Raw genomic sequence first — 23,869 nt, 5'->3', positions numbered from 1 at the left:
TCCCCGTTTACGGGAGAGACGGTCCCGCGGTCAGCGGAACAGTCCGGCGGCGGCGTGCTCGGTCTGCGCGTACTGCGCGCCGACGTGCCCGAGGGCGGTGCCGATGTCGGCGAGGGCGGCGTCCAGTTCGCGCTGCGCCGCACGCCAGCGCTCGACGACGCCCTGGAAGGCGACCGACGCCGTGCCGGTCCAGCTGCCCTGCAGCTGGGTGAGCTGCGCGAGCATCGCGGCGGTGTCGGCCTGCAGCCGGTCGCCGGTCGCGCGGATGCCGGCGGTCGCGACCAGGACCTGGTCGCTGTCGACGGAGAAGACGGCCATGGGGGCTCCTTTCGATGGGACGCCCACGCTACGGCCGTCACCGCCGCCATGGGGCGCGGTGGGGCGCGGCGGACGCGGAATGGGGACAGCCCGTCGCCGTGTCGAGGTGGGGAGGGGAGCTCAGGCCTCGGGGCGGATCTTCGGCAGCGGCTGCGTCGCGATCCACAGGTGCTCCTGCGGATCGCGGGCCTCGGCCAGCGGGAAGGCGACACGGAAGGTCGCGCCGCCGCCGGCCGTCTCGGTCACGGCGATGGAGCCGTGCAGGGAGTCGACGATGGAGGCGACGATCGACAGCCCGAGGCCGGATCCGCCGGTCTCGCGGGTGCGCGACGTGTCGGCGCGCCAGAACCGCTGGAAGATCTTCTCGCGGATCTGCGGGGGGATGCCCTCCCCGTGGTCGACGACGGCGATCCAGCCCATGGCGGCGGTCTCGTCGACCCCGACGGCGATCTCCAGCGGAGATCCCGGCGGCGTGTAGCGTCGTGCGTTGGCGAGGAGGTTCGCGACAACCTGCCGGATGCGGTGCTCGTCGCCGAGCACGATCGGCACCGGGAAGGCGCCGGTGGGCACGGCTCCCGTGGTGGTGTCGGCATCCGCGCCCGTCTGCCGATCTGAGGCGCCGGACGCGTCGGAGTCGGGCCGGGGGCGACGGCGCAGCAGCGACCGGGTCGCGCCGGCCAGCGACCCGGAGCCGGGGCGACGACGCGCCGTCTTGGTGGGTGAGGTGACCGGCAGCGCCCCGGTGACCGGGGGCAGGACGGTCAGCATGCTCTCGTCGACGAACCTGATGGTGCGGTCGGGAGCGGTGACGCCCATGTCCATCGCCGCGTCGCGGCCGATCGGGCGAAGGTCGATCTCGGTCACGGCGATGTCACGGCGCTCGTCGAGTCGTGCGAGCGCGAGCAGGTCCTCGACGAGGGCGCCCATGCGCACGGCCTCCTTCTCGATGCGCTCCATCGACTGCGCGGTCTGCTCCTCGCCGCTGATCGCCCCCATCCGGTACAGCTCGGCGTAGCCGCGCACCGTCACGAGCGGGGTGCGCAGCTCATGGCTCGCGTCGCCGATGAAGCGGCGCATCTGCTGCACCGTGGCGTCGCGCTGGGCGAGCGCCTGGTCGACGCGGTCGAGCATCGCGTTGATCGCGTGTGTGAGCCGTCCGACCTCGGTCCCCGGCGAGATGTCGCCCATCCGCTGCGTGAAATCGCCGGCGGCGATCGACATCGCGGTGCGCTCCACCTGCCCGAGACTGCGGAAGGCGAGGGTGACGGCGCCGCGGGTCAGCAGCGCACCGCCCAGGATCGTCAGCAGGGCGAGGATCGTGTAGATGCCGATGTAGGTCGCGACCGTCTGGTTGACCGAGGTGAGCGGCAGGGCCACCATCTGCGTGTACTGGTTGTCGACGACCCCGTCGATCGGGGGGAGGAAGTCGACCGCGGCGTGGAAGGTCGCGCCGCCCTCCACCGCGTGCAGGTCGAACGTCGATCCCAGGCGCATGTAGGTCTTGTCGAGCGTGAAGGAGTCGGGGAAGTCGGGCTCGACGGCCGCGTTGCCGCCGGCAGCGGCGAGGAAGGTCCCGTCGGGGCCGTAGACCGCCACGAAGTACTGCGTCGCGGGCGCCGACTCGTCGGACTCGAACTGCGGCACCCCGTCGACGACGGTGACCGTCATGAGCGTGCTCGCCACGTCGGTCGGCGCCAGCTGCGACAGGTAGTCGTCGAGCGCGACGATCTGCGCGTTGCGCAGGAACACCATCGTGCCGACACCCGCCGCGACGAGGCCTACGGCGAGCACGCCGACGGTCACGCCGGTGATCTTCGCGCGCAGGCTGATGCCGCGCCACCACGACGTGAGGCGGTCGGTCTTGCGCGCCGTCCCGGTCAGGAAGGACCTCCGGTTCAGGCCGACTTGGCCGTCTTCAGCATGTAGCCGAACCCGCGCTTGGTCTGGATGAGCGGCTCGCTGGAGTGCGGGTCGATCTTGCGGCGCAGGTAGGAGATGTAACTCTCGACGATGCCGGCGTCGCCGTTGAAGTCGTACTCCCAGACGTGGTCGAGGATCTGCGCCTTGCTGAGCACCCGGTTCGGGTTGAGCATGAGGTAGCGCAGGAGCTTGAACTCGGTGGGCGACAGGTCGATCGGCACGTCGCCGACGAGCACGTCGTGGGTGTCCTGATCCATCGTGATCTCGCCCGCCTTGATGGTCGACTCCTCGTCGGCCTGCATCGTGCGGCGCAGGATCGCCTGGATGCGGGCGACGATCTCATCGAGCGAGAACGGCTTCGTGACGTAGTCGTCGCCGCCGGCGTTGAGCCCTTCGATCTTGTCCTCGATCTCGTCCTTGGCGGTGAGGAAGAGGATGGGGGCGGTGTAGCCGGCGCCGCGCAGACGCTTGGTGACGCTGAACCCGTTCATGTCGGGGAGCATGACGTCGAGGATGATGAGGTCGGGTTCCTCCTCGAGGACGGCCGAGATGGTCTGGGCGCCGTTGGCGACGGCCCGCACCTGGTATCCGGCGAACTTCAGGCTGGTCACCAGGAGGTCACGGATGTTCGGCTCGTCGTCCACGACGAGGATGCGCGCTGCAGTCATAGGTTCATACTGGCACCGGATGCCATGTGTGCGCTGGATATCGCGGTCGGCGCAATCGTGAGCCCCGTCACGTGCGACAGGATGGAGCGATGACGACACCGCGTGCGCTGCCGCCTGAATCGCTCACATCCGGACTCGCCTTCCACCGGCTGGTGTTCGCGCGCCGCCGCACCGGATGGTGGACGCCGCTGGTCGTCGGTGCGCTGGGGACCGCCTTCTACTTCGCGATGGTGACGCTCATCGCGGTCGGCGTCGGGGTCGCGACGCTCTGGGACCCGACGCTCGCCGACGCGGTGCTCCGCTTCGATGCGGGTGAGGCCTTCGACCTCACCGACCCCGGTCGCCTCCTCGTCGCCCTCGGCACGATCGCGCTCATGCTGCCGGCGTACCTCCTCGCGTCGCGGATCGTGAACGGCCGCCGGCTCGGCCTCGTCTCGTCCGCGGCGGGGCGGCTGCGGTGGCGCTGGATGCTGCTGTGCACCGTGATCGCGGCGATCATCGCCGTCGCCCTCTCGACGCTGTCCCTCCTGCTGCCGGCGGAGGAGGGCGCCGGAGACGGCGTCGTCGACCCGGCCGCCAACCCGATGCTGTGGGCGAGTCTCGCCGTCATCCTCGTGGCGGTGCCGCTGCAGGCTGCGGCCGAGGAGTACGTCTTCCGCGGGTACCTGCAGCAGGCCGTCGGCCGCTGGCTCCGGCATCCCGCGTTCGCGATCCTGCTGCCGGTCCCGCTCTTCGTGATCGGGCACCTCTACGACCCGCTCGGCCAGGTGACCGTGGGGCTCTTCGCCATCGCCACGGGCTGGCTCACGTGGCGCACCGGCGGCCTCGAGGCGGCGATCGCGCTGCACGTGGTGAACAACCTCACGGCGTTCCTGCTCGGGCTGTCCGGTCAGTCCGACATCAACGAGACCGCGCCGAGCTGGTTCAGCATCGTGTTCTCGGTCGTCATCGTCGTGGCGTTCGCGGGCGCCGTCGAGTGGCTGCTGCGCCGTCGCCCGCTGCCGCGGACGCTCGTGCTGACGCCGCCGACGTCCGTACCCGCTTACGACGCGGGCGCGAGGCTGTCGGCATCCAGGATCGTGTAGCTGTAGCCCTGCTCCGCGAGGAAGCGCTGCCGGTTCTGGGCGAAGTCCTGGTCGACCGTGTCACGGGCGATGAGCGTGTAGAAGCTCGCGGTGTGACCGTTGGACTTGGGTCGCAGGAGCCGTCCCAGGCGCTGCGCCTCCTCCTGCCGGGAGCCGAACGATCCCGACACCTGGATGGCGACGGACGCGTCGGGCAGGTCGATGGAGAAGTTCGCGACCTTCGAGACGATGAGCACCGGCACCTCGCCGGTGCGGAACGCCTGGAACAGCTCGGCACGCTCGTCGACGGGGGTCGCACCGGTGATCTTCGGGGCGCCGAGCGCGTCGGCGAGCACGTCGATCTGGTCGAGGTACTGCCCGATCACGAGGATCTGCTCGCCGGGGTGGCGCTCGATGAGCTCGCGCACGACCCCGATCTTCGCCTCTGCAGTGGCCGCCAGCCGGTAGCGCTCGTCGTCGGCCGCCGCGGCGTATTCCAGACGGTCGGATGCGGGGAGGTCTACGCGCACCTCGTAGCAGACGGCCGGGGAGATGAAGCCCTGCGCCTCGATCTCCTTCCACGGTGCGTCGAAGCGCTTGGGGCCGATGAGGCTGAACACGTCGCCTTCGCGGCCGTCCTCCCGCACGAGCGTGGCGGTGAGGCCGAGGCGGCGGCGGGCCTGCAGGTCGGCGGTCAGCTTGAAGACGGGCGCCGGGAGCAGGTGCACCTCGTCGTAGACGATCAGCCCCCAGTCCAGCGCGTCCAGCAGTGAGAGGTGTGCGTACTTCCCCTGCCGCTTGGCGGTGAGGATCTGGTAGGTCGCGATCGTGACCGGCTTGATCTCCTTGACCTGACCGGAGTACTCGCCGATCTCTTCGGGAGTCAGCGACGTGCGCTTGAGCAGCTCGTCGCGCCACTGCCGCGCCGAGACGGTGTTGGTCACGAGGATGAGGGTGGTCGTCTTCGTGTCGGCCATCGCCGCCGCGCCGACGAGGGTCTTGCCGGCGCCGCAGGGGAGCACGACGACACCCGATCCGCCCTGGGTGAAGATGTCGACGGCCTGCCGCTGGTAGGGGCGCAGGGTCCAGCCGTCCTCGTGCAGGTCGATCTCGTGCGGGGTGCCGGGCGTGTAGCCGGCGAGGTCTTCGGCGGGCCAGCCGATCTTCAGCAGCTCCTGCTTGATGTGGCCGCGCGCCCACGCGTCGATCTCGTGCGCGTCGGGGGAGGGACGGCCGATCAGCAGCGGCTGGATGCGCTTGTTGCGGGCGACTTCGGCCAGCACGGCGGGGTCGGAGCCGCGCAGGATCAGGCGATCCTCGTCGTCGCGTTCGATGACGAGCCGGCCGTAGCGGCCGACCGTCTCGCGGATGTCGACCGACACCGACGGCGGCACCGGGAATCGCGACCACCGGTCGAGGGTGGCGAGCATGTCGTCGGCCTGGTGTCCCGCCGCCCGCGCGTTCCACAGCCCGAGGCGGGTGATGCGGTAGGTGTGGATGTGCTCGGGTGCGCGTTCGAGCTCGGCGAAGATCGCGAGCTCGTGACGCGCGTTCTCCGCGTCCTTGTGCGCGACTTCGAGCAGCACGGTGCGGTCGCTTTGCACGATGAGGGGGCCGTCAGCCATAACGGACGAGTCTAGCCGCCGTGGCCGAGGGTGGCTCCCGGCGGTCAGGCCGGACGCAGGCCGGTGATGCTCGAGACCGGGAGGGTGCGCTCGACGTCGGCCGCGCGGTCGCGGCCGCGCAGGCGTCCGCCGCCCATGCCCGCCGCCTCGACGGTGAACTCGCGCTGCGAGCCGTCGGGCAGCTGCACGGTGACGACGATGGTCGCGCGGGAGCGCACCGCGAGTTCGAGCTCCCGGCCGAGCCATCCGGCGCCGGTGTCCTGTTGCTGCGCGGCCTGCAGCCGTGCGATGAGCGGTCCGTGGTCGACCGAGACCTGCGAGGGTCCGTCGTCATCGGCGAGGCGGTGCCGGTCGAGCGTCAGCCGCGCGCCGTCGCCGTCGACCGCGACGACGGGGTAGCGCGCGTCGGCGAGCATCCAGAACGTCGTCTCGCTGCCGGCGCGGGAGGCGAGCTCGTCGCCCTCGAAGCGCAGCCCCAGGGGGCGCAGCGCCTGGTCGACCGCGATGGTGCGCAGCAGGTCGGGGTCGGCGCTGGCGACGCGGGCACCCCCGGCCTCGCCGGGACCCACCCGGATCGTGCCGTGCCGCGCGGCGGCGCGGTCGATCTCGTAGGCGAGAGGTTGCGGAAGCCCGGTCAGCGACAGCGCGGTGAGGAACTCGCGCAGCGACTGCGCCGACTCGCCCGCGTTCAACGCGGCGTTGAGCGTCTCGGACGTGAAGCGGTAGCTCGAGGCCTGCGCCCGCGACTCGCGGCGCGACATCGCCCGCAGCCGCAGGTCGAGGGCGGGCAGCAGCGGACCCGGCGCGATGGCGGTCAGGTCGTTCTGTAGGAAGACGCGGTCGACCTCGGGGGGCAGCAGGGCGCCGAGAGCCTCGAGGTCGGCATCCGCGCCCCGCGAGAGTGCGGCGGCGAACCCCGCGGGCCGGTCGCCGTCGCCCAGCAGCGCCCATCGGCGGAAGAGCGCGCGCAGCCGCGCGGCCTGCGGCGGCCAGAGCGGGTCGTACGGGAAGGCCGCGGTCCAATCCTCGGCCGGGATCCACCCGCCGTCGGGGGAGCGCAGCGCCGCGGGGAGCGCTTCGCGCAGCCGCCGGGCCACGTCGTGCCAGCGCGTGAGGGTCGCGCTGGCGAGCCAGTCGCGGCCGGCGGGGGTGACCAGCCACAGCCGGTCGGCCGCCGCAGCGAGTCCCGCCGTCACGGCGATGCCGAGCAGGTCGTCGGCGGCGTCGGCGTCGTCGGCGGCGCCGGTCTCGACGAGGCGGCGGCGGTCGGCGGCCCCGAGCGCGCCCGACCCGATGCGGGCCAGCGGTGCGGTGAGGGCCGTCTGCAGGATGTCGGCGAGCGAGGCGGAGGCCGCGAACGCGCGCTCCGCGGCGTGCGCGTCGCTCTCGGCCGCGGGGTCTTCGGCGGGCGTGTTCCCGGCGGCCGTGCCGACGGCATCCGGGTGGGCGGGTGCGGTCGCATCGGTGGTGGTCGTGGCAGTGACGCGCGGGAGTGCGGCGAAGGCGTCGAGCACCGACGCGAAGGGCCGTCCGTCGGCGTCGAGCAGCCCTGCGGCGGCGAGGTCGCCGCGGGCGGGCTCCGTCACGGGCCTGCCGGATGCCGATGCCGCCGTCAGTGCGTCGGCCTCGGCGGCGCTCAGCCGCGACAGATGCCGGGTGAGGGATGCGGGCTCGAGCAGTGCCTCGGCGGCGTCGAAGAAGTCCGGCCAGGGCGCGGACGCGGGGACGCGGCGCAGTGTGAACAGACGGGTCAGAGCGGCGTCGTCCGCGGCCGCCAGCTGTTCGGCGAGGGCGCGCGCGTCCGAGGCTGCCACGACTCAGCGGCCTCGGCCGGCCCGCGCCTTTCGGATGAAGGTCATGATGAGCACGGTCAGCAGCATCGCGAAGGCGAGGATCGGTGCGAAGTAGACGACGACGCCCACCGCGGGCCACATGCCCGAGGCCATGTCGGCGCCGGACGAGGACCCGATCATGATCGCGAGGAACGCGACGATCGACAGGACGAGCAGACCCAACGACATGAACGCGAGGATGCGGTCGATTCGGCGGACGGGGAGGTCCTCACCGGGGGGCTGAGTGCTCATCCGTCTCAGCCTAGTGCGTCGCGTCGGTGCCGTAGGCTGGATGCCGGGGCCGGCGTGGCTCCGGTATCACCCTGCCCGCGGACGCGGGCGTACTCCAGCGAGGTTCTCAGATGCCCACCGGCAAGGTCAGGTACTACGACGAGGCGAAGGGCTTCGGCTTCATCACCGCCGAGGACGGTCAGGACGTGTTCCTGCATGCCACGGCGCTCCCCGCCGGCGCGGTCGTGAAGACCGGCACCCGTCTGGAGTTCGGTGTCGCCGACGGTCGCAAGGGGCCGCAGGCGCTCTCGGTGCGCGTCATCGAGGCGCCGGTGAGCCTGGCCAAGCGCAATCGCGCGAAGGCCGACGACATGGCGATCATCGTCGAGGACCTCGTGAAGCTGCTCGACGGCATCGGCGGCGACCTGCGCCGAGGGAACTACCCGCAGGGCGCGCAGGCGAAGAAGGTCGCCGCGATCCTGCGCAAGGTTGCCGATGACCTCGACGCCTGAGACTCCGGAGTCGCTCGAGGCGCCCGATCAGCGCCTGCTCGACGCGCACGACCTCGCGCGCGCCGCGCTGCGGGAGATCACCGCCGACGCCACGGTCGGCGATGTCGCGGGTCACTCCGTCGAGCCCGACGGCGTGGTCTCGCTGCGCTTCCACAATCGTCTGCCGGCCTACCCCGGCTGGTTCTGGACCGTGAGCCTCGCCGTCGTCGAGGACGCCGAGCCGACCGTGCTCGAGGTCGAGCTGCTCCCCGGCGAAGGTGCGCTGCTCGCGCCCGAGTGGGTGCCGTGGGCGGTGCGTCTGGCCGACTACCAGGCCGCGCAGGCGGCGCTGGCCGAGTCGGCCGACGACGAGGACGCCGACCTGGACGACGACGAGGGCGACGACCTCGACGAGGCGGACGACGACGGCGACGATCTCGACGACGTGGATGCCGAGGACTTCGACGAGGACGGTTCGCCGATCCTGCACGCCGGAGACCTCGACGGCGTCGACATCGACGAACTGGACGAGGACGCGAACGACGACACGGACGACGACACCGAGGACGACGACGCGGATGCGGACGACGACCTCGACGAGCTCGACGACGACGCCGAGCCCGATGACACCGACGACGACGAGGCCGGGTCCGACGAGGAGTGACCCGCCGGACCCGCGCGCTCAGGCCGTGATCTCGAATCCGGCGGCCAGCAGCGCCTCGTCGCGCGAGGACGGCCCGACCAGCAGGTCGAACGCGCCCGGCTCCACGATGCGCTCGCCGCGCGCGTCGACGATCGAGCACGCCCCCGTCCGTCACCCCTCGGCTGAGCCGAGCGGCCCGGCGCGGGGCGGGCGTCAGCCCTTGAGCGCGTCGACCGTGTACTCGATGCAGCGGATGAGCTGGCGCACGTCGTCGGGCTCGATGGAGACGAACGTCGCCACGCGCAGCTGGTTGCGGCCGAGCTTGCGGTAGGGCTCGGTGTCGACGATGCCGTTGCTGCGCAGGCTCGCGGCGACCGCCGCCGCCTCGACCGTGTCGTCGAAGTCGATCGTGGCCACGACGGGGGAGCGGTGGGCCGGGTCGGCGACGAACGGCGTCGCGTACGCGGTGCTGTCCGCCCACTCGTAGAGCGCCGACGAGGACTCGCGCGTGCGCGCCGACGCCCAGCCGAGGCCGCCGTTGTCGTTGATCCACTCGAGCTGCTTGTCGAGCAGGTGCAGCGTCGCGACGGCCGGAGTGTTGAGCGTCTGGTTCAGGCGGGAGTTGTCGAGCGCGTTCTTCAGGCTCAGGAACTCCGGGATGTAGCGTCCGGATGCCGCGATCCGCTCGATCCGCTCGATCGCGGCGGGGGAGACCGCGGCGAACCACAGCCCGCCGTCGGAGCCGAGGTTCTTCTGCGGGGCGAAGTAGTAGACATCGCACTGCGAGACGGAGAAGTTGATGCCGCCGGCTGCGCTCGTCGCGTCGATGACCGTCAGGGCGCCCTCGTCGCCGGCGACCCGCTCGACGGGGGCGGACACGCCGGTGGAGGTCTCGTTGTGCGGCCAGGCGTACACGTCGACGCCCTCGACCGGCTCGGCGGCGACGCGCGAGCCCGCGTCGGCCTTGCGCACGTCGGGGGCCTCGAGCCACGGGGTCTTCGCGGCGGCGGCGAACTTGCCGCCGAACTCGCCGAAGACGAGCGCCTGCGCGCGGGTGTCGACCAGGCCGAAGGCGGCGGCGTCCCAGAACGCCGTGGAGCCGCCGTTGCCGGCGATGATCTCGTAGCCCTCGGGCAGGCGCAGCAGGTCGGACAGGCCGGCGCGCACCTGGCCGACGAGGCTCTTGATCGGCGCCTGGCGGTGCGACGTGCCCATGAGCACCGAGCCCGGACCGGCGAGCGAGGCGAGCTGCTCCGCGCGGATCTTGGACGGGCCGCATCCGAAGCGTCCGTCGGCGGGCAGGATCTCGCGGGGCAGCGTGATGTGGGCCATGTCCCGATCCTAGGGGGCGCGACCCGATGCGCACGGCCGCGCGGCCGTTACAAACGATAGGCTGGGCGGGCTGTTTCGCGACCCCTATCGAGGCCTGAGATGACCGATCTGATCGACACCACCGAGATGTACCTGCGCACCGTCCTCGAACTCGAGGAGGAGGGCATCGTCCCCCTGCGCGCACGCATCTCCGAGCGCCTCGGCCACTCCGGACCGACCGTGTCGCAGACCGTCGGGCGGATGGAGCGCGACGGGCTGATCATCGTCTCCGACGACCGCTCGCTCGAACTGACGGATGCCGGCCGGCAGAAGGCCGTCGACGTCATGCGCAAGCACCGCCTCGCCGAGCGCCTGCTCAGCGACGTCATCGGCCTGGACTGGGCATACGTCCACGATGAGGCGTGCCGGTGGGAGCACGTCATGAGCGAGCACGTCGAGCGCCGGCTGCTCGAGCTGCTCGACCACCCCACCGAGTCGCCCTACGGCAACCCGATCCCCGGACTCGACCAGCTCGGCGACGCGCCGGCGCGCACGTTCGACGAGGGCGTCGTCGGACTCGTCCGGCTGCTCGGCACGCTCGACGGTCCGGTCACGGCGACCGTGCGCCGCCTCGCCGAGCCGGTGCAGGTCGACCCCGAACTGCTCGGGCAGCTGCGCACCGCGGGCATCGTGCCCGGCGGCGTGGGCACCTTCCAGTTCAGCGAGGGATACGTGCTGGCGCGGATGGACGGCGGCGACGAAGGGCTCGAGCTGCCGGTGGAAGTGGCATCCCACATCTTCGTGGTCGACGCGCGCGCCGAAAACTGAGGATCCGCGCAAAGAGCTCTGGGCAACACGAACGTAACGTGACTTATTCGTTACCTTCGGGTAGCCTCGGGGAAGTCCGTCGGCGAGAAGCCCGCCACAGGACCGCCACCCGGATTGCCTCATCGGTTCGTCGTTCGCGTGGTGAAGCCCTACGCCTGTGCCCCACACAGTGCGACACACATAGTGCCGACGAACCAGCGCCTGACCGGTGCGGAGGCGCCGGAGGAACTATTGGCTGAACAGTACGACCCGTCCGAAGACGCACCCGAAACGTCGACGACGGTCCCCACCCGACGCGATCGCGCGCGCCGCGCCCCCGTCCGCACGACGGCAGCGAAGACGCCCGCGACGACCGCGCCCCCCGCCCGTCCCTCCTCCCGCGGCGTCAAGCATCACGCGCGCAGCTTCTTCACCGTCGCCGCCGTCGCGGGCCTGGTCGCCACCGTCGCGATCCCCGCCTTCGCCGCGACCCGCACCGATCCGGCCGAGGCCGTCACGATCCAGCAGGTCGCCGCCGACAACGCGCAGTCGCTCGTCGTCGCCTCCGAGGCCTCGCCGGCCGCCTTCGACCGCGGCGGCTACAGCGCGACGACCCCCGAGGAGATCGCGAAGACCAAGGCCGAGGAAGCAGCCAAGGCCGCCCTCGCGGCACGTGTCGCCTCGAACGCCGCGTCGTCGGCCGCCTACACCGGAGCGATCGCGCAGTCCATCGCCGCCTCCGGCGAGGTCGTGCGCCCCCTCACGCACTTCGACAACTTCGGCGCTCCCTACGCCGGCCACAAGGGCATCGACTACATGGTCGGCCGCGGCACCCCGATCTACGCCATCGCCGACGGCGTCGTGGTCGCCTCGACCGAGAACGGTCCGGGCTGGGGCGTCTACGTGAAGATCGCCCACAACATCGGCGGCACCTCGGTGACCTCGCTCTACGCGCACATGCTCTACGGCAGCCGCACCGTCCAGGTCGGCGACACCGTGACGGCGGGCCAGCTCATCGGCCAGGTCTCCGACACCGGTCGCGCCTACGGCACCCACCTCCACCTCGAGATCTACGTCAACGGCGCGTGGGCCAACGCGGAGTCGTGGCTGCAGGCCAACGCCCGCTGACCGCCCGCCTCTGATCGCACGGATGCCGCGTGCCCGCACTCGCGGACACGCGGCATCCGTTCATCTGTCGTTGGGCCCCGGTGTCCGCGGCGTGCATTAGCCTGTTCCCGACGCTCGCGTGAGCCGAGGGGGAGCCGACATGGACGCACGACCCCGCATTCGAACCCTGGATGCGTTAGGCCGTCATGTCCTCCGGCATCGTGTGCACGGAACCCGCGACATCCGTCGTGGTCATCAAGGCGCTGTCATCATGACAGCGCCTTTTTTCGTGCCTGCGCCTGGGTTCGCGCGTCGTCGCAGTCGGACAACCGCTGAAGCCGTCACGGCCGTTCGAGAGGACACCCATGCGCACTCTGGTGCTGAACGCAGGATATGAACCGTTGGCCATCGTGTCGTTCAAGCGGGCCCTCGTGCTCGTCATGAACGACAAGGCCACCGTCGTCGAACGTGTCGACGGCGATCCCGTCTGGGGGACGCGGGGGGCGCACGACCGCCCCGCCGTCATCCTGCTGAGCCGTTATGTGCGCGTGCCGGGAGGCAGACGCGTGCCGGTGACCCGTCGCGGCGTGCTCCGCCGCGACGCTCACCGCTGCGGATACTGCGGCAAGACCGCCTCGACGATCGACCACGTGCTGCCGCGCTCGCGCGGCGGGGCGGACTCCTGGGAGAACCTCGTCGCGTGCTGCCTTCGCTGCAACAACGTCAAGGGCGACCGCACCCCCCAGGAGATGGACTGGGAGCTGCGTTTCCTGCCGCAGCCGCCGCACGGTGCGCACTGGACGGTGCGCGGCACCGAGCGCAGCGATCCGGCGTGGGAACCCTACCTCTCGCTCGCAGCCTAGGCGTCAGCCGGCCGGAGCGCGTTCAGCCGGGGAGGGTCGTGCGTGCCCAACCCGCCTCTTCGCGCGTGTACGCGATGCGGCGGCTCGCGGCATCCGGGTTGGACACCCAGAACACCAGCCGATGGGGCGTGACGGCGAATCCCACCCATTCCTCCGGGGGCGTGAACACGGGCTGCTCGGCACCGCCGTGCGCGCTCAGGAAGTTCCGCCACCGCGCGCGCCGCTCGGCGAGTGGCCGCTGCGCGAACTCCGCCGTGTTCTGCCAGGCGAGCTGCTGCAGATACGGAGAGCGGTGCCGGTAGGCCGCGTCGGATTCGGTGCGAGGCGAGCGCCGCGCCGTTCCCTGGACGATGAGTTGGCGCGTGACACCGGGCCACAGGATGGTGAGAGCGACCCCGGGTGAGGCGGCTAGCTCGGCGACCTTGCGGCTGTTCGCATCGGTGTGGAAGAAGAAGCGCTCGCCGTCGTAATCGCTGAGCATCGTGGTCCGAGCGTCGGGAAGGCCGTCGAGGCCCACGGTCGACACCGTCATCAGCATGCGGTCCTCGCCGGGCCCGGGCAGCCACGCCGCGGCGAGGGCGAGGGGGTCGGCCGCCGGTGTGTCGGACTGCACAGGATCGGTGTCGTGATCGATCACGACGGCGGTGGGCGGAATGCCGGGGGAGTACGAGGCGGTCACCTGAACACGAACCCGTCGATCTCGGCCAGCGCCTCGCACACGAAGTCCACGCCTCGCTCGTAGAGCGTCTCGCCGTGGACGGCGTTGGCGCCGGTCGCGTCGCCGATCACGCCCTCGGGGCCGAAGTCGTCGCTGGTCCAGCCGAACATGACGGGTTTGCGGTTGAAGCCGACGTGGGTGAGACCGGCGATGTGCTCGGGGATGTTCCTGGCCGGCATGTCGGGCGCGACCAAGTGCGGCGCCAGGTGCATCACCAGCGAAGTCTCGGAGAAGCCGCCGTGGATGCCCTGCCCCATCTCGTCGGGGCGTCCGTCCCGACCGTCGCCGGAGCCGGAGGCCGTGGCCGGCATCGAGAACGTGCGCAGGCCGAATCTGCGGCGGAGCTCCCGGTTGGCCCACCCCAGCAGCATGACGTTGCCCCCGTGACCGTTGACGAAGACGACCGTTCGCGCGGGGGTCGCCGCGATGGACTGACCGATGTCGACGAGCGTGTCGAGCACCGTGGTGCCCTCGAGCCACACGGTGCCCGGTGCCCAATGGTGTTCGTCCGACTTGGCGTAGCTGATCGTCGGCAGCACCCAGGCATCGATCCCCTCGGCGGCGACCCTTTCCACCGCCGCGGTGGCGATCGCCTCTGCGACGAGGGCGTCCGTGCGCAGCGGCAGATGGGGGCCGTGGTGCTCGATCGCACCGATGGGTACGATGGCGATCGAGCGTTCCGTGAGGGCCGCCGTGAGCGCGGGCCCGGACAGGTCGGCCCACTGACGGGACCGGGGCGTGAACGGGGGCGTGAGCGGCGCCGTGGTCATCGGATCGCTCCCTTCACCGGACCGGCGTAGTCGGGGTTGAGCTTGCCGGGGTTCAGAAGACCCCGAGGATCGGTGCGGCGGGCGAGCTCGATCGTCTCGGGCAGGCGAAAGTCCACGTTCCACTGGTGGGGGCTGTGCACTCCCACGCCGAGGTCGGTGAGTGCCGCGATGCCGGCGGCGACGCGTTCCGGGCTCTCGTAGACACCGGCGAGCATGCCGATGGGGCGAAGCCCGGACGCCTCGATGTGCAGGTGCGCGCCCGAGTAGACGGCCATGACCTCGTCGTGGCGATCGATGAGGGCGTCGCCGCCCACCTCGACGTGGAAATACACGCCCGGTTCCGACTTCTGCAGCCACTCGATCGGGTGGTTGTAGCTGAGTACCGAGATCGCGGCCGACACCTGGGGCCCTTCGCGGACGTCCTCGACGCGCCCGCCGGCGGCGGTGATGATCTGCGACGCTTCCGCGATGAGGCTCGCGTCGATGATGGTGCGCAGAGAGCTGCGACCCTCGGGGAAGGCGGGGTCCGGCGGGAGCTGGGCCGACACGTGCGGGTCGTCGGCGGAGACGAGGCGCGGCGTCGGGCTCAGGGCCGCGAGGCGCTGCAGGACCGACATCGAGCCCGCGAAGTCCTCGAACGACGCGTAGAGGCCCCGCCAGTCGTTCGCCGGCTCGAGCCGCACCGTCGCCCGGGCGATGATGCCCGCGGTGCCGTAGTTGTGGACGTACCCGAGCGCATCATCGCCCTCGACGTGCAGGAGCGCGCCCTCGGATGCCGGGGTCACGACATCGAGGGCCAGGACGAAGCCCTCGTGGTTCGAGCCGTGCGCGATGGATCCCGTGCCGCCGGATCCGCCGGACAGGAACCCGCCGAGGGTCGAGTGGACGGTGGAGGGGTACATCCACAGTTGCTGGCCGTGCCGGCGCGCGGCGAGCTCGAGCGTCGCCATCGGCGCCCCCGCCTCGGCGGTGATCCAGCCGTCGCCGACCTCGACGACAGCCCGGGCGCGTGAGGTGTCGAGCACGAGACCGCCGGGCATGGGGATCGCCTGGCCGTAGTTCCCGGTGCCCTTGCCGCGCGGCGTGACCGACGCGCCGTGGGCGACGGCGATGCGTACCGTCTCGGCGATCTGCTCGGCATCCGCGGGAAACGCGACGAGATCGGCGACACCGAGCGGGAGCTGCTCGGCGATGATGGGCGACATGCGCGCGCCGTCGACCGACGCCTTCTCGCGCTGACGCGGATCGGCGGAGACGCCGCGGGGGCCCAACGCCGCGGCCAGCGCGGCTTCGAGGGCGGCGTAGTCAGGGCCCGGTGCGGCATCGGATGCCGCGGGCTCGAGGATGTCGGTGGGAGTCGCGCCGGTCATCTCGGTTTCCTTTCGTGTGTCATAGTCTTCAGTCATGTCCGATGCCGTCTCTTCGCGCCGTGGTGGCGCGGCGGCGAGCGCATCGGGGGTCGAGCGGGCGGACGATGGGCCGGCCTCGGCGTCGCGTGCGCTGGGGGCGAGGATCCGGGCGCTGCGGCAGAGTCAACGGCTCACGCTCACCCAGGTCGCGACGCAGGCAGAGCTGTCGCACTCGTTCCTCAGCCAGGTCGAGCGCGGGTTGGAGCGGATGAGCATGACGTCGCTGTTCCGCGTCGCGCAGGCGCTCGGGACCACGCAACAGGCTCTTCTCACCGACGACGCCGACACCGAGCCGCGGGGGGCGGGCACGTTCCACGTCTTCCGGGCGAGCGAGGCGACGCCGCTCGATGCCGGCGGAAGCCCTCTGAGAGTGCTGGCCCGCGACCACCCTCGGTTCGTGCCCATGGTGATGTCGGGGAGCTTCACGGAGGACCTGTGGTGGGTGCACGACGAGGAGGAGTTCGTCTACGTGCTCGAGGGGCGCCTGACCGTCGTGTTGGATGCCGAGGAGTTCGTTCTCGACGTCGGCGACGCCGTGTATTACCAGGGAGGCATACGTCATCGCTGGCGGACCGACCCGGATCGGCCCGTCCAGGTGCTCACCGTGAAGGAAGGTCGTGCGGGGGCCCACTGAACGGCCGCTCACGATCCGCCTCCGAGCGCGCGCGCGACCGTGGCGAGGTCGGCGGCATAGGCCGCTTCGCCGCCTGGACGCGCGCCGCCGGCGATGACCACCCCTCCGACGACGCCGGTCTCGATCAGGGCCCTGCCGTACTCGACAGCGAGCCGAATGCCCTCCGCCCGCACGTCCCGCGCGGCGAAGAGTCGATCGATGAACCCGGAAGGGAGCTTCGCGGCGTGGAACGAGGCGAGTAGCCGAGCGCCCTCTCGGTCGACGACCAGGGGCACGCCCGGAAGGACCGGCGCGGTTGCGCCGGCTCGGCGGCACAGCGCGACGAAGGCGGCGACCTCCTCGGCATCCCCGGCGTACTGCGTGAGGCACATCCGGCCACCGGCGCGCTGTTTCTCGGCGACCCGGGCGCCGCGCTCGGCGAGCGGGGGAGCCGCGGGGGACTCGGCGAACGAGGTCAGAATCCCCAGGCCGGCGGCGCGCGGGAGCGTCGTGGTGGACTCGAGGTCGAATACGGGGCGGGCGTCGGGTCGATCGCCCGTCTGGGTGTGATCGCCCGTGACGCAGTGCACGCCAGCGACCCCCAGCGCGCGCAGCGACCGAAGCTCGCGCTCCAGCGCCGTGCGGTTGCGGTCACGGGTGTTGAAGCCCATCCACAGGCGCAGACCGGTCGCGCCGATCAGCGCTGCGCGGTACGACGGCGGGAACTGCACACGCGCGCGTCCGGCGTCGCCAGACAGGACGGCGTCGGTGCTTCCGGTCAGCGCCTCGGCCGACGGCCCGACGGCATCGGATCGCAGAGCGCGAACGGGAAAGCCGGTGAAGACGAGCGGGCGCTTGGCCGCGATCGCCGACAGCTCGCGTCCCGCCGTCGTCGCCACCTCGGCCGGGCCGCCGGCGGGGGGCTCGGCGGACCAGCGGATGGGGAGGTCCCGGTGCAGGAAGACACAGGGGGTCGGGTCGACTTCGCACGTGCCGTCTCCGTTGACGCCGCCGCAGGGGCCGTAGGTCATCGACTTGGGGCACCCGGCGATGCGTGTCGCGGGGAGCGAGGGCGTCCTCTCCTGGGTGTGCACGCTCATGCTGCCCCCGCCTCGTCGGCGCGCGACCCGATCCCGGCGCGCAGACGGGCGGCCGTGGTGGCCACCGCGTCGACGGCCGCGAGTCCCGAGGCGTCCGCCCCGGCCGTGCCGTGATCGGAGATCGCCGAGAGGTGGATGCCCGCGACGCCCGGGATCGTGAGTGCCCGCCGTGCCCAGGCGACGGCGGAGCGGATGCCGGCCTCGACCGGATCGTCCGCACTCGTCACCGCCGCGACGATGTCGGCTGGAAGTGCGGCGCCCGGAAGGGCGGCGAGCCGCCGCGCGGCGGCCGCAGAGATGACCACGGGCACCGATGCCAAGACAGGTATCGGTGCTGCGGTCGCGGCGACGGCGGCGGTGAATCGCGTGATCGCGGAGATGTCTCCGCACAGGTTGAGGATGCCGAGCTCTGCGCCGGCGCGCGCCTTCACCGCGAGGCGGGCCGGCCGGTACTCGACCGGCGGCGCGGTCGGTTGCTCGGCGACGGCGACGAAGAGGCCGGCGCGACGGGCGAGGGCGGCCAGGCGGGTCGCGTCGAGGTCGAACACCGGGCGGGCCTGCGGCAGCGCGGTCGATGCGGGATGGTCGCCCGTGACCGCGAGCACGCCGGAGACGCCCAGATCGGCGAGGGCGGCGAGCTCGCCTTCGAGTGCGACCCGGTTGCGATCGCGGCACGTCAGGCCGGCGAGCACGCGCGACCCGGCGGTCGTGAGCAGAAGCGCCTTGTGCGTGGGGCTGAGGGCGTCGCGGAGACCCGGCGGCTCTCCCGCGATCACGGCGGTCAGCTCCCGCAGGCGAGCGCCGGCCTCGGTGATCACTGCGGGGTCGGCCGACCGGATCGGCAGATCGGCGGTGATCACCCCGCCCGCCTCGACGAGCACCGCGAACTCGTCAGCCGCGGCGGTGCGTGGCCGGGCATGGAGCATGTCTCCGCTGTCATAGGCGGCAGCCGGGGCCTGCACGTCGTCCGGCGAGAACGCGAGGCCGTTCAGGGCGGCGGCATGGTCGACGAACGAGCAGCGGATGCCGGGGACTTCACACCCTCCGTCGAGCGTTACGCCGCCGCACGGACCGTACACCATACTCTTCGGACAGCGCTGCGTCGCGTCCCGCAGGGGGAGAGGAGCGGTCATGGGTATTCCTCTCGCGCTCATCAGGACCGTCGGGCATTGTTGGCCTCACCAACAATGCCACTGTAGGAGGCCACCGTTTCGTCAGTGTTACGGTCGCGTGTGCGTCGATGTCGCCGTGGAAATCCACGGCGGGCGCGACCCTAAAGTGGGGCCATGCCGACGCCCGATTTCGCCCTCGCCCCACTCGACGACTGGTTGCAGCGGCTCTCGGCGCCCGTGCCGGACCCGGGTGGTGGAATGGCCGCCGGGGTCGTGGTGGCCACGGGCGCGGCGCTGGTCGCCATGGCCGCCGGCTACGCGCAGGCGGAGGGTTCGGCCGACGTCGTCGCCGCGGCGACACGGGTTCGCGACGACGCGCTGGCGGCAGCGGAGCACGACGGTCGTATGTCCGGCTTGCTCGTCGCCGCCTTCCGGCGCCCCCTCGCCGACCCGGGCCGCGGAGCCGCGTTGCGCGCGGCGACCGTCCAGGCGGCCGAGGCCGGCGTCGTCCTGGTCGCGCTCGCGGCATCCCTCGACGGTCACCTCCGCTGGCTGGAGAGGTTCGGCGAACCTCGCCTGGCCCCGGATGTTGCCGTCGCCGGGCGCATGCTCGCCTGCGGCATCCGTTCGACCGCCGTCAACATCCGGGGCAACACCGCGAGCGCCGCCGAATCGGGCGCCGACGCCCTCACGGTGCATCGCCTGCGCGATGCGATCGGCGACGCGCAAGATGCCGCCGCGCGCCTCGACGCGCTGGCCGAGCGCGTCACCGCTTCCTTGTGACGACGTAGCGATGCCCCGACTCCCGCGAGGAGTCAGGGCATCGCCGGGACCGTGAGTCAGTTCATCTTGATGGAGGTGTCGATGAACTGGTTCGTGTAGAGCTCGGACGGGTCGATCGCCGATGCCGCATCCTGCGTGATGCTGCCGGCGCTGACGAGGATCGGCGCGAAGTCCGACACGATCGATGACATGCGGTCGGGGTCGAACTGCCCGAACACACCCGACGCCTTGTCGTTGGCGACGAGGCCGAGCTTCTTCTGCTGCTCGACGGAGAACTGCGCCACGCCCTCGGAGTAGGTCCAGCCGGTGTCGTACTGCTCGACCAGGTCGAGGATCACGGAGTTGCCGTGCTCGGGGGAGTCGAGGAAGTCGATCTGCGACTGCTGCATGATCGGAACGAGCTTCTTCAGGCAATCCGCCTGGTCGGTGACGTCGGCCTTGCGCACCGCGAGCGGCTCGGGGTAGACGCTGTAGCCGAGCTCGGAGAGCAGCTGGTAGCCGACGTCCTTGCCCCACTGCGAGATCTCGTTCTTGTAGATGTAAGGCTCCGCGGTGGCGAAGCCCTGCTGCAGGATCTTCGGGTCGGAGACGAAGCGCTGGGGAGTGCCTTCGTAGCTCGTGTCGATCTGCGACGCCGTGATGATGCCCTGCGACAGCAGCAGGTTTGGGATGACGTCGCCCGAGGTGACGATCGGGTCGCCGCCGGCCGCAGCCGCTTTGATCGTCGTCGCGCCGTCGTGGCTTGCCGGATCCCACATGAGGATCTGTGGGCTGTAGGTCAGCTGCGAGGTCACCGCGACGGTCGGTTGATCGGCATTCGCCACGATCGCCGCGTCGGTGTTCACGGCGCCGATGAGGATGTCGGGGTCGAGGTACATCAATGCCGGCACCGGCTGGAAGTTGACGGCGGGCCCGCCGGAGCGGACCTCGATCTTCACCCCGGTATCCGTGCCGTCGACGACGAGCGGGCCGGTCACGGTCTTCTTGTCTGTGTCGACGGTGTAACCGTCGCCGACGAGGTTGTACATGGCGCCGTGCTCCGATTCGGGCTGCCAGTCCTGCTGCATGACGATCGTCGCCGGGCAGACGCTCGCAAGGTCGAGCGGACCACCCTTCTCTGCCACGGCGGCTGTCGAGGTGGTCTCCGGCGCCGCGGCGTCGGAGCTGGAGCATCCCGCAACGGCGGCGACGGTCGCGGTGAGCGCGCCGACCGCGACGGCTCGTGCGATCATCCGGCGGGAGAGGGAAGCGGGCTGTGACACGGTGTCCTCCTTGAGGGCTTCGGGTGCGATACGGGACAAACGGGTAGTGCGTGTTGTGTGGTGCGGGCGGGGAAGAAGAGGTCGCTCAGCGTGTGGCGACGCCGAACAGGCGACCGACCACGACACGGTCGAGCGTGGCGAAGATCGAGAAGACGATCACACCGAACAGCGCGGTGAAGATGATCGCGAGGAACAGCGGCTCCATGTTCAGACGCAGCGTGTAGGTACGCAGCAGTCCGCCGATGCCCTGGCTGCCCTGCTGGAAGAAGAAGTCGCCGACGATCGCTCCGATGACGGCGAGGCCCGCCGACTGACGCAGACCGGTGAAGATCGACGGGATGGCGGCCGGCAGCATGAGCTTGGTCATCCGTTGCCACTTGGTCGCCTTCTGCAGCGTGAACAGATCGTGGGCGGCGGGGGTGGCCGATTGCATGCCGAACAGCGTGTTGGAGATCATCGGGAACACCGCGATGATGACGCAGACCACGATGCGAGCGGGCAGTCCGTAGCCCATCCAGATGCCGATCAGCGGCGTGAGGGCGAGGATCGGGATGGTCTGCAGAATGACCGCATACGGGTAGAGGATCTTCTCGGCGAGGACCCACTGCGACATGACGATCGCCCACCCCATGCCGATGACGACGGCGATCGCGAGGCCGATGAGGGCGACGGTGATGGTCTGACCGAGCGCGGCGATCATCGGTCCGATCACCTTGTCGTTGCCGATCGTCTCCGCCAGCACCTGGTGCGGCGGCGGCAGCAGGAACCGGCGACTCTCGCTGAGCAGCAGATACGACACGGCGTACCAGATCGCGATGATGCCGACGAGCGCCGCCAGGATCGGCATGGCCCGCGCCCAGGCGCTGCGGGCGACCGACCCGGCACTGCGGGTGCGAGGGCGTCGCGCGGCCATCGCAGCGGTCGTCGTCTCGGTGGATGCCGCGGTGTTCACCGTCCCGGACGAGGGCGTGTCGGCGAGCGACGCGGGGGCTTTCAGGGCGAGGTTCTGACTCACGAGTGGGCCTCCAAAGCGTGCGAGAGGTGTCCGACGATGCGCCCGAACTCGGGTTCGTAGCGCAGCTCGGGTGATCGGGGGTAGGACCAGGGGAGCTCGATGTCGTCGACGATGCGGCCGGGCCGTCCGCTCATCACCAGAACGCGGCTGGAGAGGTACACGGCCTCGGAGATCGAGTGCGTGATGAACATGGCGGCGAACCCCTTGAGCTGGAAGAGGCGCTGCAGTTCCGTCTGCATCTTCAGACGGGTGATCTCGTCGAGCGCGCCGAAGGGCTCGTCGAAGAGGGCGAGCTGCGGCTCCGCCACGAGAGCACGTGCGATCGAGACGCGCATGCGCATGCCGCCGGACAGTGCGCGAGGGTGCTGATCCTCGAAGCCCTTCAGCCCGACGAGGTCGAGGGCCTCAGAGGCGCGTCGGCGTCGCTCCGCCGCCCCGACGCCGGCGAGCTCTCCGACCAGTTCGACGTTGCGCTGGGCCGTCCGCCACTCGAGCAGGGTCGCCTCCTGGAAGACGAAGCTCGTCGTGTCGGCGTGAACGTCGACCACGCCCTCGGTGGCATCGTCGAGCCCGGCGGCCAGCCGGAGCAGCGTCGACTTGCCGCAGCCGGATGGACCGACGACGGACACGAACTCGCCCGGACGGACACCGAACGAGATGTCCTCCAGCGCGCGTGTGCCGGTGGCGAACACCTTGGCCACGTCGGTGAAGGCGAGGGTCGGCGCCGGGGTGGCGCCGACCGATGTCGACGCCGTGGCCGGCGCGGTGGTGTCGATCGTGGTGCTCATATCAGTGCTCCCTCGGTGGTCGGGGTGGAGGGCGGGGCGGGCAGGGCGGAAAGGTCGAGCACGCTGTCGACCACGCGGCGGCGAACGGCGACGACGCGCCCGTCGCGGATCACGATGCGGTCCGGTGCCCGCTCGGCGAGCGCCTCGGCGACGTGGGCGGCGCGGACGAGCACGACATCGGCGACATCGCCGACACGACCCCGTGCGGGCGGCAGGCCGAAGGCGGCGCGTCCCCCGCTGGAGCTGACGTGCCATGCCTCGGCGGGGGTGAGGTGACCGGCGATGACGAGTTCGGAGGCGACGTCGACCATGTCGGCGTTGCCGAGCGGGTTGAACGGGTCCTGCACGTTGTCGCCCCCGGCGGCGAGCGTGACGCCGGCTGCGATGATCTCGCGCAGGGGAGGGATGCCGCGGGGGGTGGCGACCGGGTGCTGCCAGCCCTGCAGATACAGGTTGGTCAGCGGGTTGGTGATGATCGAGATGCCTGCGTCGGCGACGGCGGCGAGCGTGCGGCGGCGGGTCTCGGCATCCTGCGTCGACAGGCTCACGCAGTGCCCGGCGGAGCGGATCACCTCGGCGGGCCAGTGGCGCGTGCGGGCGGCGAGTTCGGCGAGGCCCATGGATGTCGGATCGAGCGTCTCGTCGGTGTGGAGGTCGATGCCGAGACCGAACTCCTCGGCGAACGCGGCGGCGCGCTCGAGGTCGGCACTCGGATCGTCGGCGAGGTGGGGGAAGCCTCCGATGAGATCGACGCCGAGGGCCACCGCTGCGCGCCCGAGGTCGTCGGGGCCGTCGGACGCGCCGGGGCTCGCGACGATCTGCAGGTCGACGACGCCGGCGAACTCGGCGCGCAGCTCGACGAGCGCGCGTACGCCGCGGAGGGGATCGTCGCCCAGGTGGTAGTTAGTGTGCGAGCGGACGGCCGTGACCCCGGCATGCAGCGCAGCGATCAGGTGTCGTCGGGCGCCGACCTTGATGTCGTCGGAGGAGTGGTTCTCGCCGTGATCGATCCAACAGGCGATCGCGTCGTCGAGGGATCCCTCGGGCTGGCCGAACGAGGTCCAGGTATAGCCCTTGTCCAGGTGCGCGTGCAGATCCGCGAGCGGTGGCAACGCGATCCAACCGGACGCGTCGACGGTCTCGCCGAGAACGTCGCCGGTGGACTCCGACGCGGCCGCATCGACGACGAAGCCTTCTTCGAAGGCCAGGCTCTCGCCGATCTCGCCGCTCGGGGTGAGGCCCGTCAGGGCGGCGATGCGCTGGCCGGGCTTGAGGAGTTCGGCATCCATCGGGTCGTCCTCCTCGTGCTCTGTCGTGTCGCGGGGTGTTGTTGGTATGGCCAACATCGGGTGAGAATCAGTAAACGCTCGACGTGTTTCCTGGCAGGCCTGTCGGGATTGCGGCCGTGTTAAATCCGCG

At 71.1% G+C, this 23,869-nt stretch carries 24 protein-coding genes; 8 read left to right on the top strand and 16 right to left on the bottom strand.

What is annotated here, in order from left to right; genetic code table 11:
- Positions 1-30: 30 nt before the first annotated feature.
- The 3 genes from C7474_RS09765 to C7474_RS09755 all read right to left on the bottom strand — a co-directional run bounded on the left by C7474_RS09765 (position 31) and on the right by C7474_RS09755 (position 2,906).
- Positions 31-318, bottom strand: coding sequence for a WXG100 family type VII secretion target (locus C7474_RS09765; RefSeq protein ID WP_121059531.1), 288 nt, complete (start codon positions 316-318; stop codon positions 31-33).
- 120 nt (positions 319-438) lie between these two features.
- A complete protein-coding gene (locus tag C7474_RS09760; protein ID WP_121059529.1) occupies positions 439-2,121 on the bottom strand; it encodes a sensor histidine kinase in 1,683 nt (560 codons plus the stop codon).
- A gap of 92 nt (positions 2,122-2,213) precedes the next feature.
- Positions 2,214-2,906, bottom strand: coding sequence for a response regulator transcription factor (locus C7474_RS09755; protein ID WP_121059527.1), 693 nt, complete (start codon positions 2,904-2,906; stop codon positions 2,214-2,216).
- Positions 2,907-2,995: 89 nt separating this feature from the next.
- On the opposite strand from C7474_RS09755, the gene C7474_RS09750 reads away from it, so the two are divergent.
- Entirely contained in the window at positions 2,996-3,991 is a 996-nt protein-coding gene (locus tag C7474_RS09750; RefSeq protein ID WP_121059525.1) for a CPBP family intramembrane glutamic endopeptidase, read from the top strand.
- Here the strand turns inward: C7474_RS09750 and C7474_RS09745 are convergent.
- Genes C7474_RS09745 through C7474_RS09735 form a run of 3 tightly spaced genes read right to left on the bottom strand, consistent with a single transcriptional unit; the run spans position 3,949 to position 7,679 of the window.
- On the bottom strand, positions 3,949-5,595 hold the full coding sequence (locus tag C7474_RS09745; RefSeq protein WP_121059523.1) for a DNA repair helicase XPB: 1,647 nt from the start codon (positions 5,593-5,595) through the stop codon (positions 3,949-3,951). The genes C7474_RS09750 and C7474_RS09745 overlap by 43 nt on opposite strands.
- A gap of 44 nt (positions 5,596-5,639) precedes the next feature.
- Positions 5,640-7,409, bottom strand: a complete 1,770-nt coding sequence (locus tag C7474_RS09740; RefSeq protein WP_121059521.1) for a helicase-associated domain-containing protein — start codon at positions 7,407-7,409, stop codon at positions 5,640-5,642.
- Positions 7,410-7,412: 3 nt separating this feature from the next.
- Entirely contained in the window at positions 7,413-7,679 is a 267-nt protein-coding gene (locus C7474_RS09735; protein ID WP_121059519.1) for a multidrug ABC transporter ATPase, read from the bottom strand.
- Between the two features lie 110 nt (positions 7,680-7,789).
- On the opposite strand from C7474_RS09735, the gene C7474_RS09730 reads away from it, so the two are divergent.
- Together C7474_RS09730 and C7474_RS09725 are read left to right on the top strand one after the other, a co-directional pair.
- Positions 7,790-8,170 (top strand): cold-shock protein, encoded by a 381-nt coding sequence (locus C7474_RS09730; RefSeq protein ID WP_121059517.1) that lies wholly within the window; start codon positions 7,790-7,792, stop codon positions 8,168-8,170.
- The gene (locus C7474_RS09725; RefSeq protein WP_121059515.1) at positions 8,154-8,813 is read left to right on the top strand and encodes a DUF3027 domain-containing protein; all 660 of its coding nucleotides are present in this window, start codon (positions 8,154-8,156) and stop codon (positions 8,811-8,813) included. Before C7474_RS09730 ends, C7474_RS09725 begins: the two co-directional genes overlap by 17 nt.
- A gap of 192 nt (positions 8,814-9,005) precedes the next feature.
- Here C7474_RS09725 and serC read toward each other — a convergent pair whose 3' ends face one another.
- A complete protein-coding gene (serC, locus tag C7474_RS09715) occupies positions 9,006-10,124 on the bottom strand; it encodes a phosphoserine transaminase (RefSeq protein ID WP_121059513.1) in 1,119 nt (372 codons plus the stop codon).
- A 99-nt stretch (positions 10,125-10,223) separates the two neighbouring features.
- Here serC and C7474_RS09710 point away from each other — a divergent pair, with 99 nt between their 5' ends.
- From C7474_RS09710 to C7474_RS09700, 3 genes are all read left to right on the top strand, one after another.
- A complete protein-coding gene (locus C7474_RS09710; protein WP_121059511.1) occupies positions 10,224-10,931 on the top strand; it encodes an iron-dependent transcriptional repressor DtxR in 708 nt (235 codons plus the stop codon).
- 183 nt (positions 10,932-11,114) lie between these two features.
- Positions 11,115-12,038: a M23 family metallopeptidase gene (locus C7474_RS09705; protein WP_241965199.1), complete on the top strand. Its 924-nt coding sequence runs from the start codon at positions 11,115-11,117 to the stop codon at positions 12,036-12,038.
- A 344-nt stretch (positions 12,039-12,382) separates the two neighbouring features.
- Positions 12,383-12,880 carry an HNH endonuclease gene (locus C7474_RS09700; RefSeq protein WP_121059507.1) on the top strand — a complete coding sequence of 166 codons (498 nt, stop codon included), beginning with the start codon at positions 12,383-12,385 and terminating at the stop codon, positions 12,878-12,880.
- Positions 12,881-12,902: 22 nt separating this feature from the next.
- Here the strand turns inward: C7474_RS09700 and C7474_RS09695 are convergent, their stop codons facing one another.
- From C7474_RS09695 to C7474_RS09685, 3 genes are read right to left on the bottom strand one after another with little or no spacing between them, the layout of a single operon-like run.
- A complete protein-coding gene (locus tag C7474_RS09695) occupies positions 12,903-13,559 on the bottom strand; it encodes a pyridoxamine 5'-phosphate oxidase family protein (RefSeq protein WP_121059505.1) in 657 nt (218 codons plus the stop codon).
- Positions 13,556-14,368, bottom strand: a complete 813-nt coding sequence (locus C7474_RS09690; protein ID WP_121059503.1) for a creatininase family protein — start codon at positions 14,366-14,368, stop codon at positions 13,556-13,558. Before C7474_RS09690 ends, C7474_RS09695 begins: the two co-directional genes overlap by 4 nt.
- Positions 14,365-15,738, bottom strand: a complete 1,374-nt coding sequence (locus tag C7474_RS09685) for an FAD-binding oxidoreductase (protein WP_241965198.1) — start codon at positions 15,736-15,738, stop codon at positions 14,365-14,367. The genes C7474_RS09690 and C7474_RS09685 overlap by 4 nt, the downstream gene beginning before the upstream one ends.
- Before the next feature lie 34 nt (positions 15,739-15,772).
- Here C7474_RS09685 and C7474_RS09680 point away from each other — a divergent pair, with 34 nt between their 5' ends.
- Positions 15,773-16,411 carry a helix-turn-helix domain-containing protein gene (locus tag C7474_RS09680; RefSeq protein WP_121059499.1) on the top strand — a complete coding sequence of 213 codons (639 nt, stop codon included), beginning with the start codon at positions 15,773-15,775 and terminating at the stop codon, positions 16,409-16,411.
- A gap of 8 nt (positions 16,412-16,419) precedes the next feature.
- Here C7474_RS09680 and C7474_RS09675 read toward each other — a convergent pair whose 3' ends face one another.
- Positions 16,420-17,490, bottom strand: coding sequence for a methylenetetrahydrofolate reductase C-terminal domain-containing protein (locus C7474_RS09675; RefSeq protein ID WP_121059497.1), 1,071 nt, complete (start codon positions 17,488-17,490; stop codon positions 16,420-16,422).
- Positions 17,487-18,623: a methylenetetrahydrofolate reductase C-terminal domain-containing protein gene (locus C7474_RS09670; protein WP_121059495.1), complete on the bottom strand. Its 1,137-nt coding sequence runs from the start codon at positions 18,621-18,623 to the stop codon at positions 17,487-17,489. Before C7474_RS09670 ends, C7474_RS09675 begins: the two co-directional genes overlap by 4 nt.
- A gap of 153 nt (positions 18,624-18,776) precedes the next feature.
- Between C7474_RS09670 and C7474_RS09665 the strand changes: the two genes are divergently transcribed.
- Positions 18,777-19,385 carry a cyclodeaminase/cyclohydrolase family protein gene (locus C7474_RS09665; RefSeq protein WP_121059493.1) on the top strand — a complete coding sequence of 203 codons (609 nt, stop codon included), beginning with the start codon at positions 18,777-18,779 and terminating at the stop codon, positions 19,383-19,385.
- A gap of 56 nt (positions 19,386-19,441) precedes the next feature.
- On the opposite strand, the gene C7474_RS09660 is transcribed toward C7474_RS09665, so the two are convergent.
- From C7474_RS09660 to C7474_RS09645, 4 genes are all read right to left on the bottom strand, one after another.
- The gene (locus tag C7474_RS09660; protein ID WP_121059492.1) at positions 19,442-20,647 is read right to left on the bottom strand and encodes a hypothetical protein; all 1,206 of its coding nucleotides are present in this window, start codon (positions 20,645-20,647) and stop codon (positions 19,442-19,444) included.
- An 85-nt stretch (positions 20,648-20,732) separates the two neighbouring features.
- On the bottom strand, positions 20,733-21,662 hold the full coding sequence (locus tag C7474_RS09655) for an ABC transporter permease (RefSeq protein WP_121059490.1): 930 nt from the start codon (positions 21,660-21,662) through the stop codon (positions 20,733-20,735).
- Complete coding sequence (locus C7474_RS09650; protein ID WP_121059488.1) at positions 21,659-22,450, bottom strand: ABC transporter ATP-binding protein; 792 nt, start codon at positions 22,448-22,450, stop codon at positions 21,659-21,661. Before C7474_RS09650 ends, C7474_RS09655 begins: the two co-directional genes overlap by 4 nt.
- Complete coding sequence (locus tag C7474_RS09645) at positions 22,447-23,739, bottom strand: amidohydrolase family protein (RefSeq protein ID WP_121059485.1); 1,293 nt, start codon at positions 23,737-23,739, stop codon at positions 22,447-22,449. The genes C7474_RS09650 and C7474_RS09645 overlap by 4 nt, the downstream gene beginning before the upstream one ends.
- Positions 23,740-23,869: the final 130 nt, after the last annotated feature.

The sequence above is a fragment of the Microbacterium telephonicum genome (assembly GCF_003651225.1).
Taxonomy (GTDB): Bacteria; Actinomycetota; Actinomycetes; order Actinomycetales; family Microbacteriaceae; genus Microbacterium; species Microbacterium telephonicum.
Note: the sequence above shows the minus strand (reverse complement) of the source record. Positions and strands in the feature narration are given on the sequence as shown.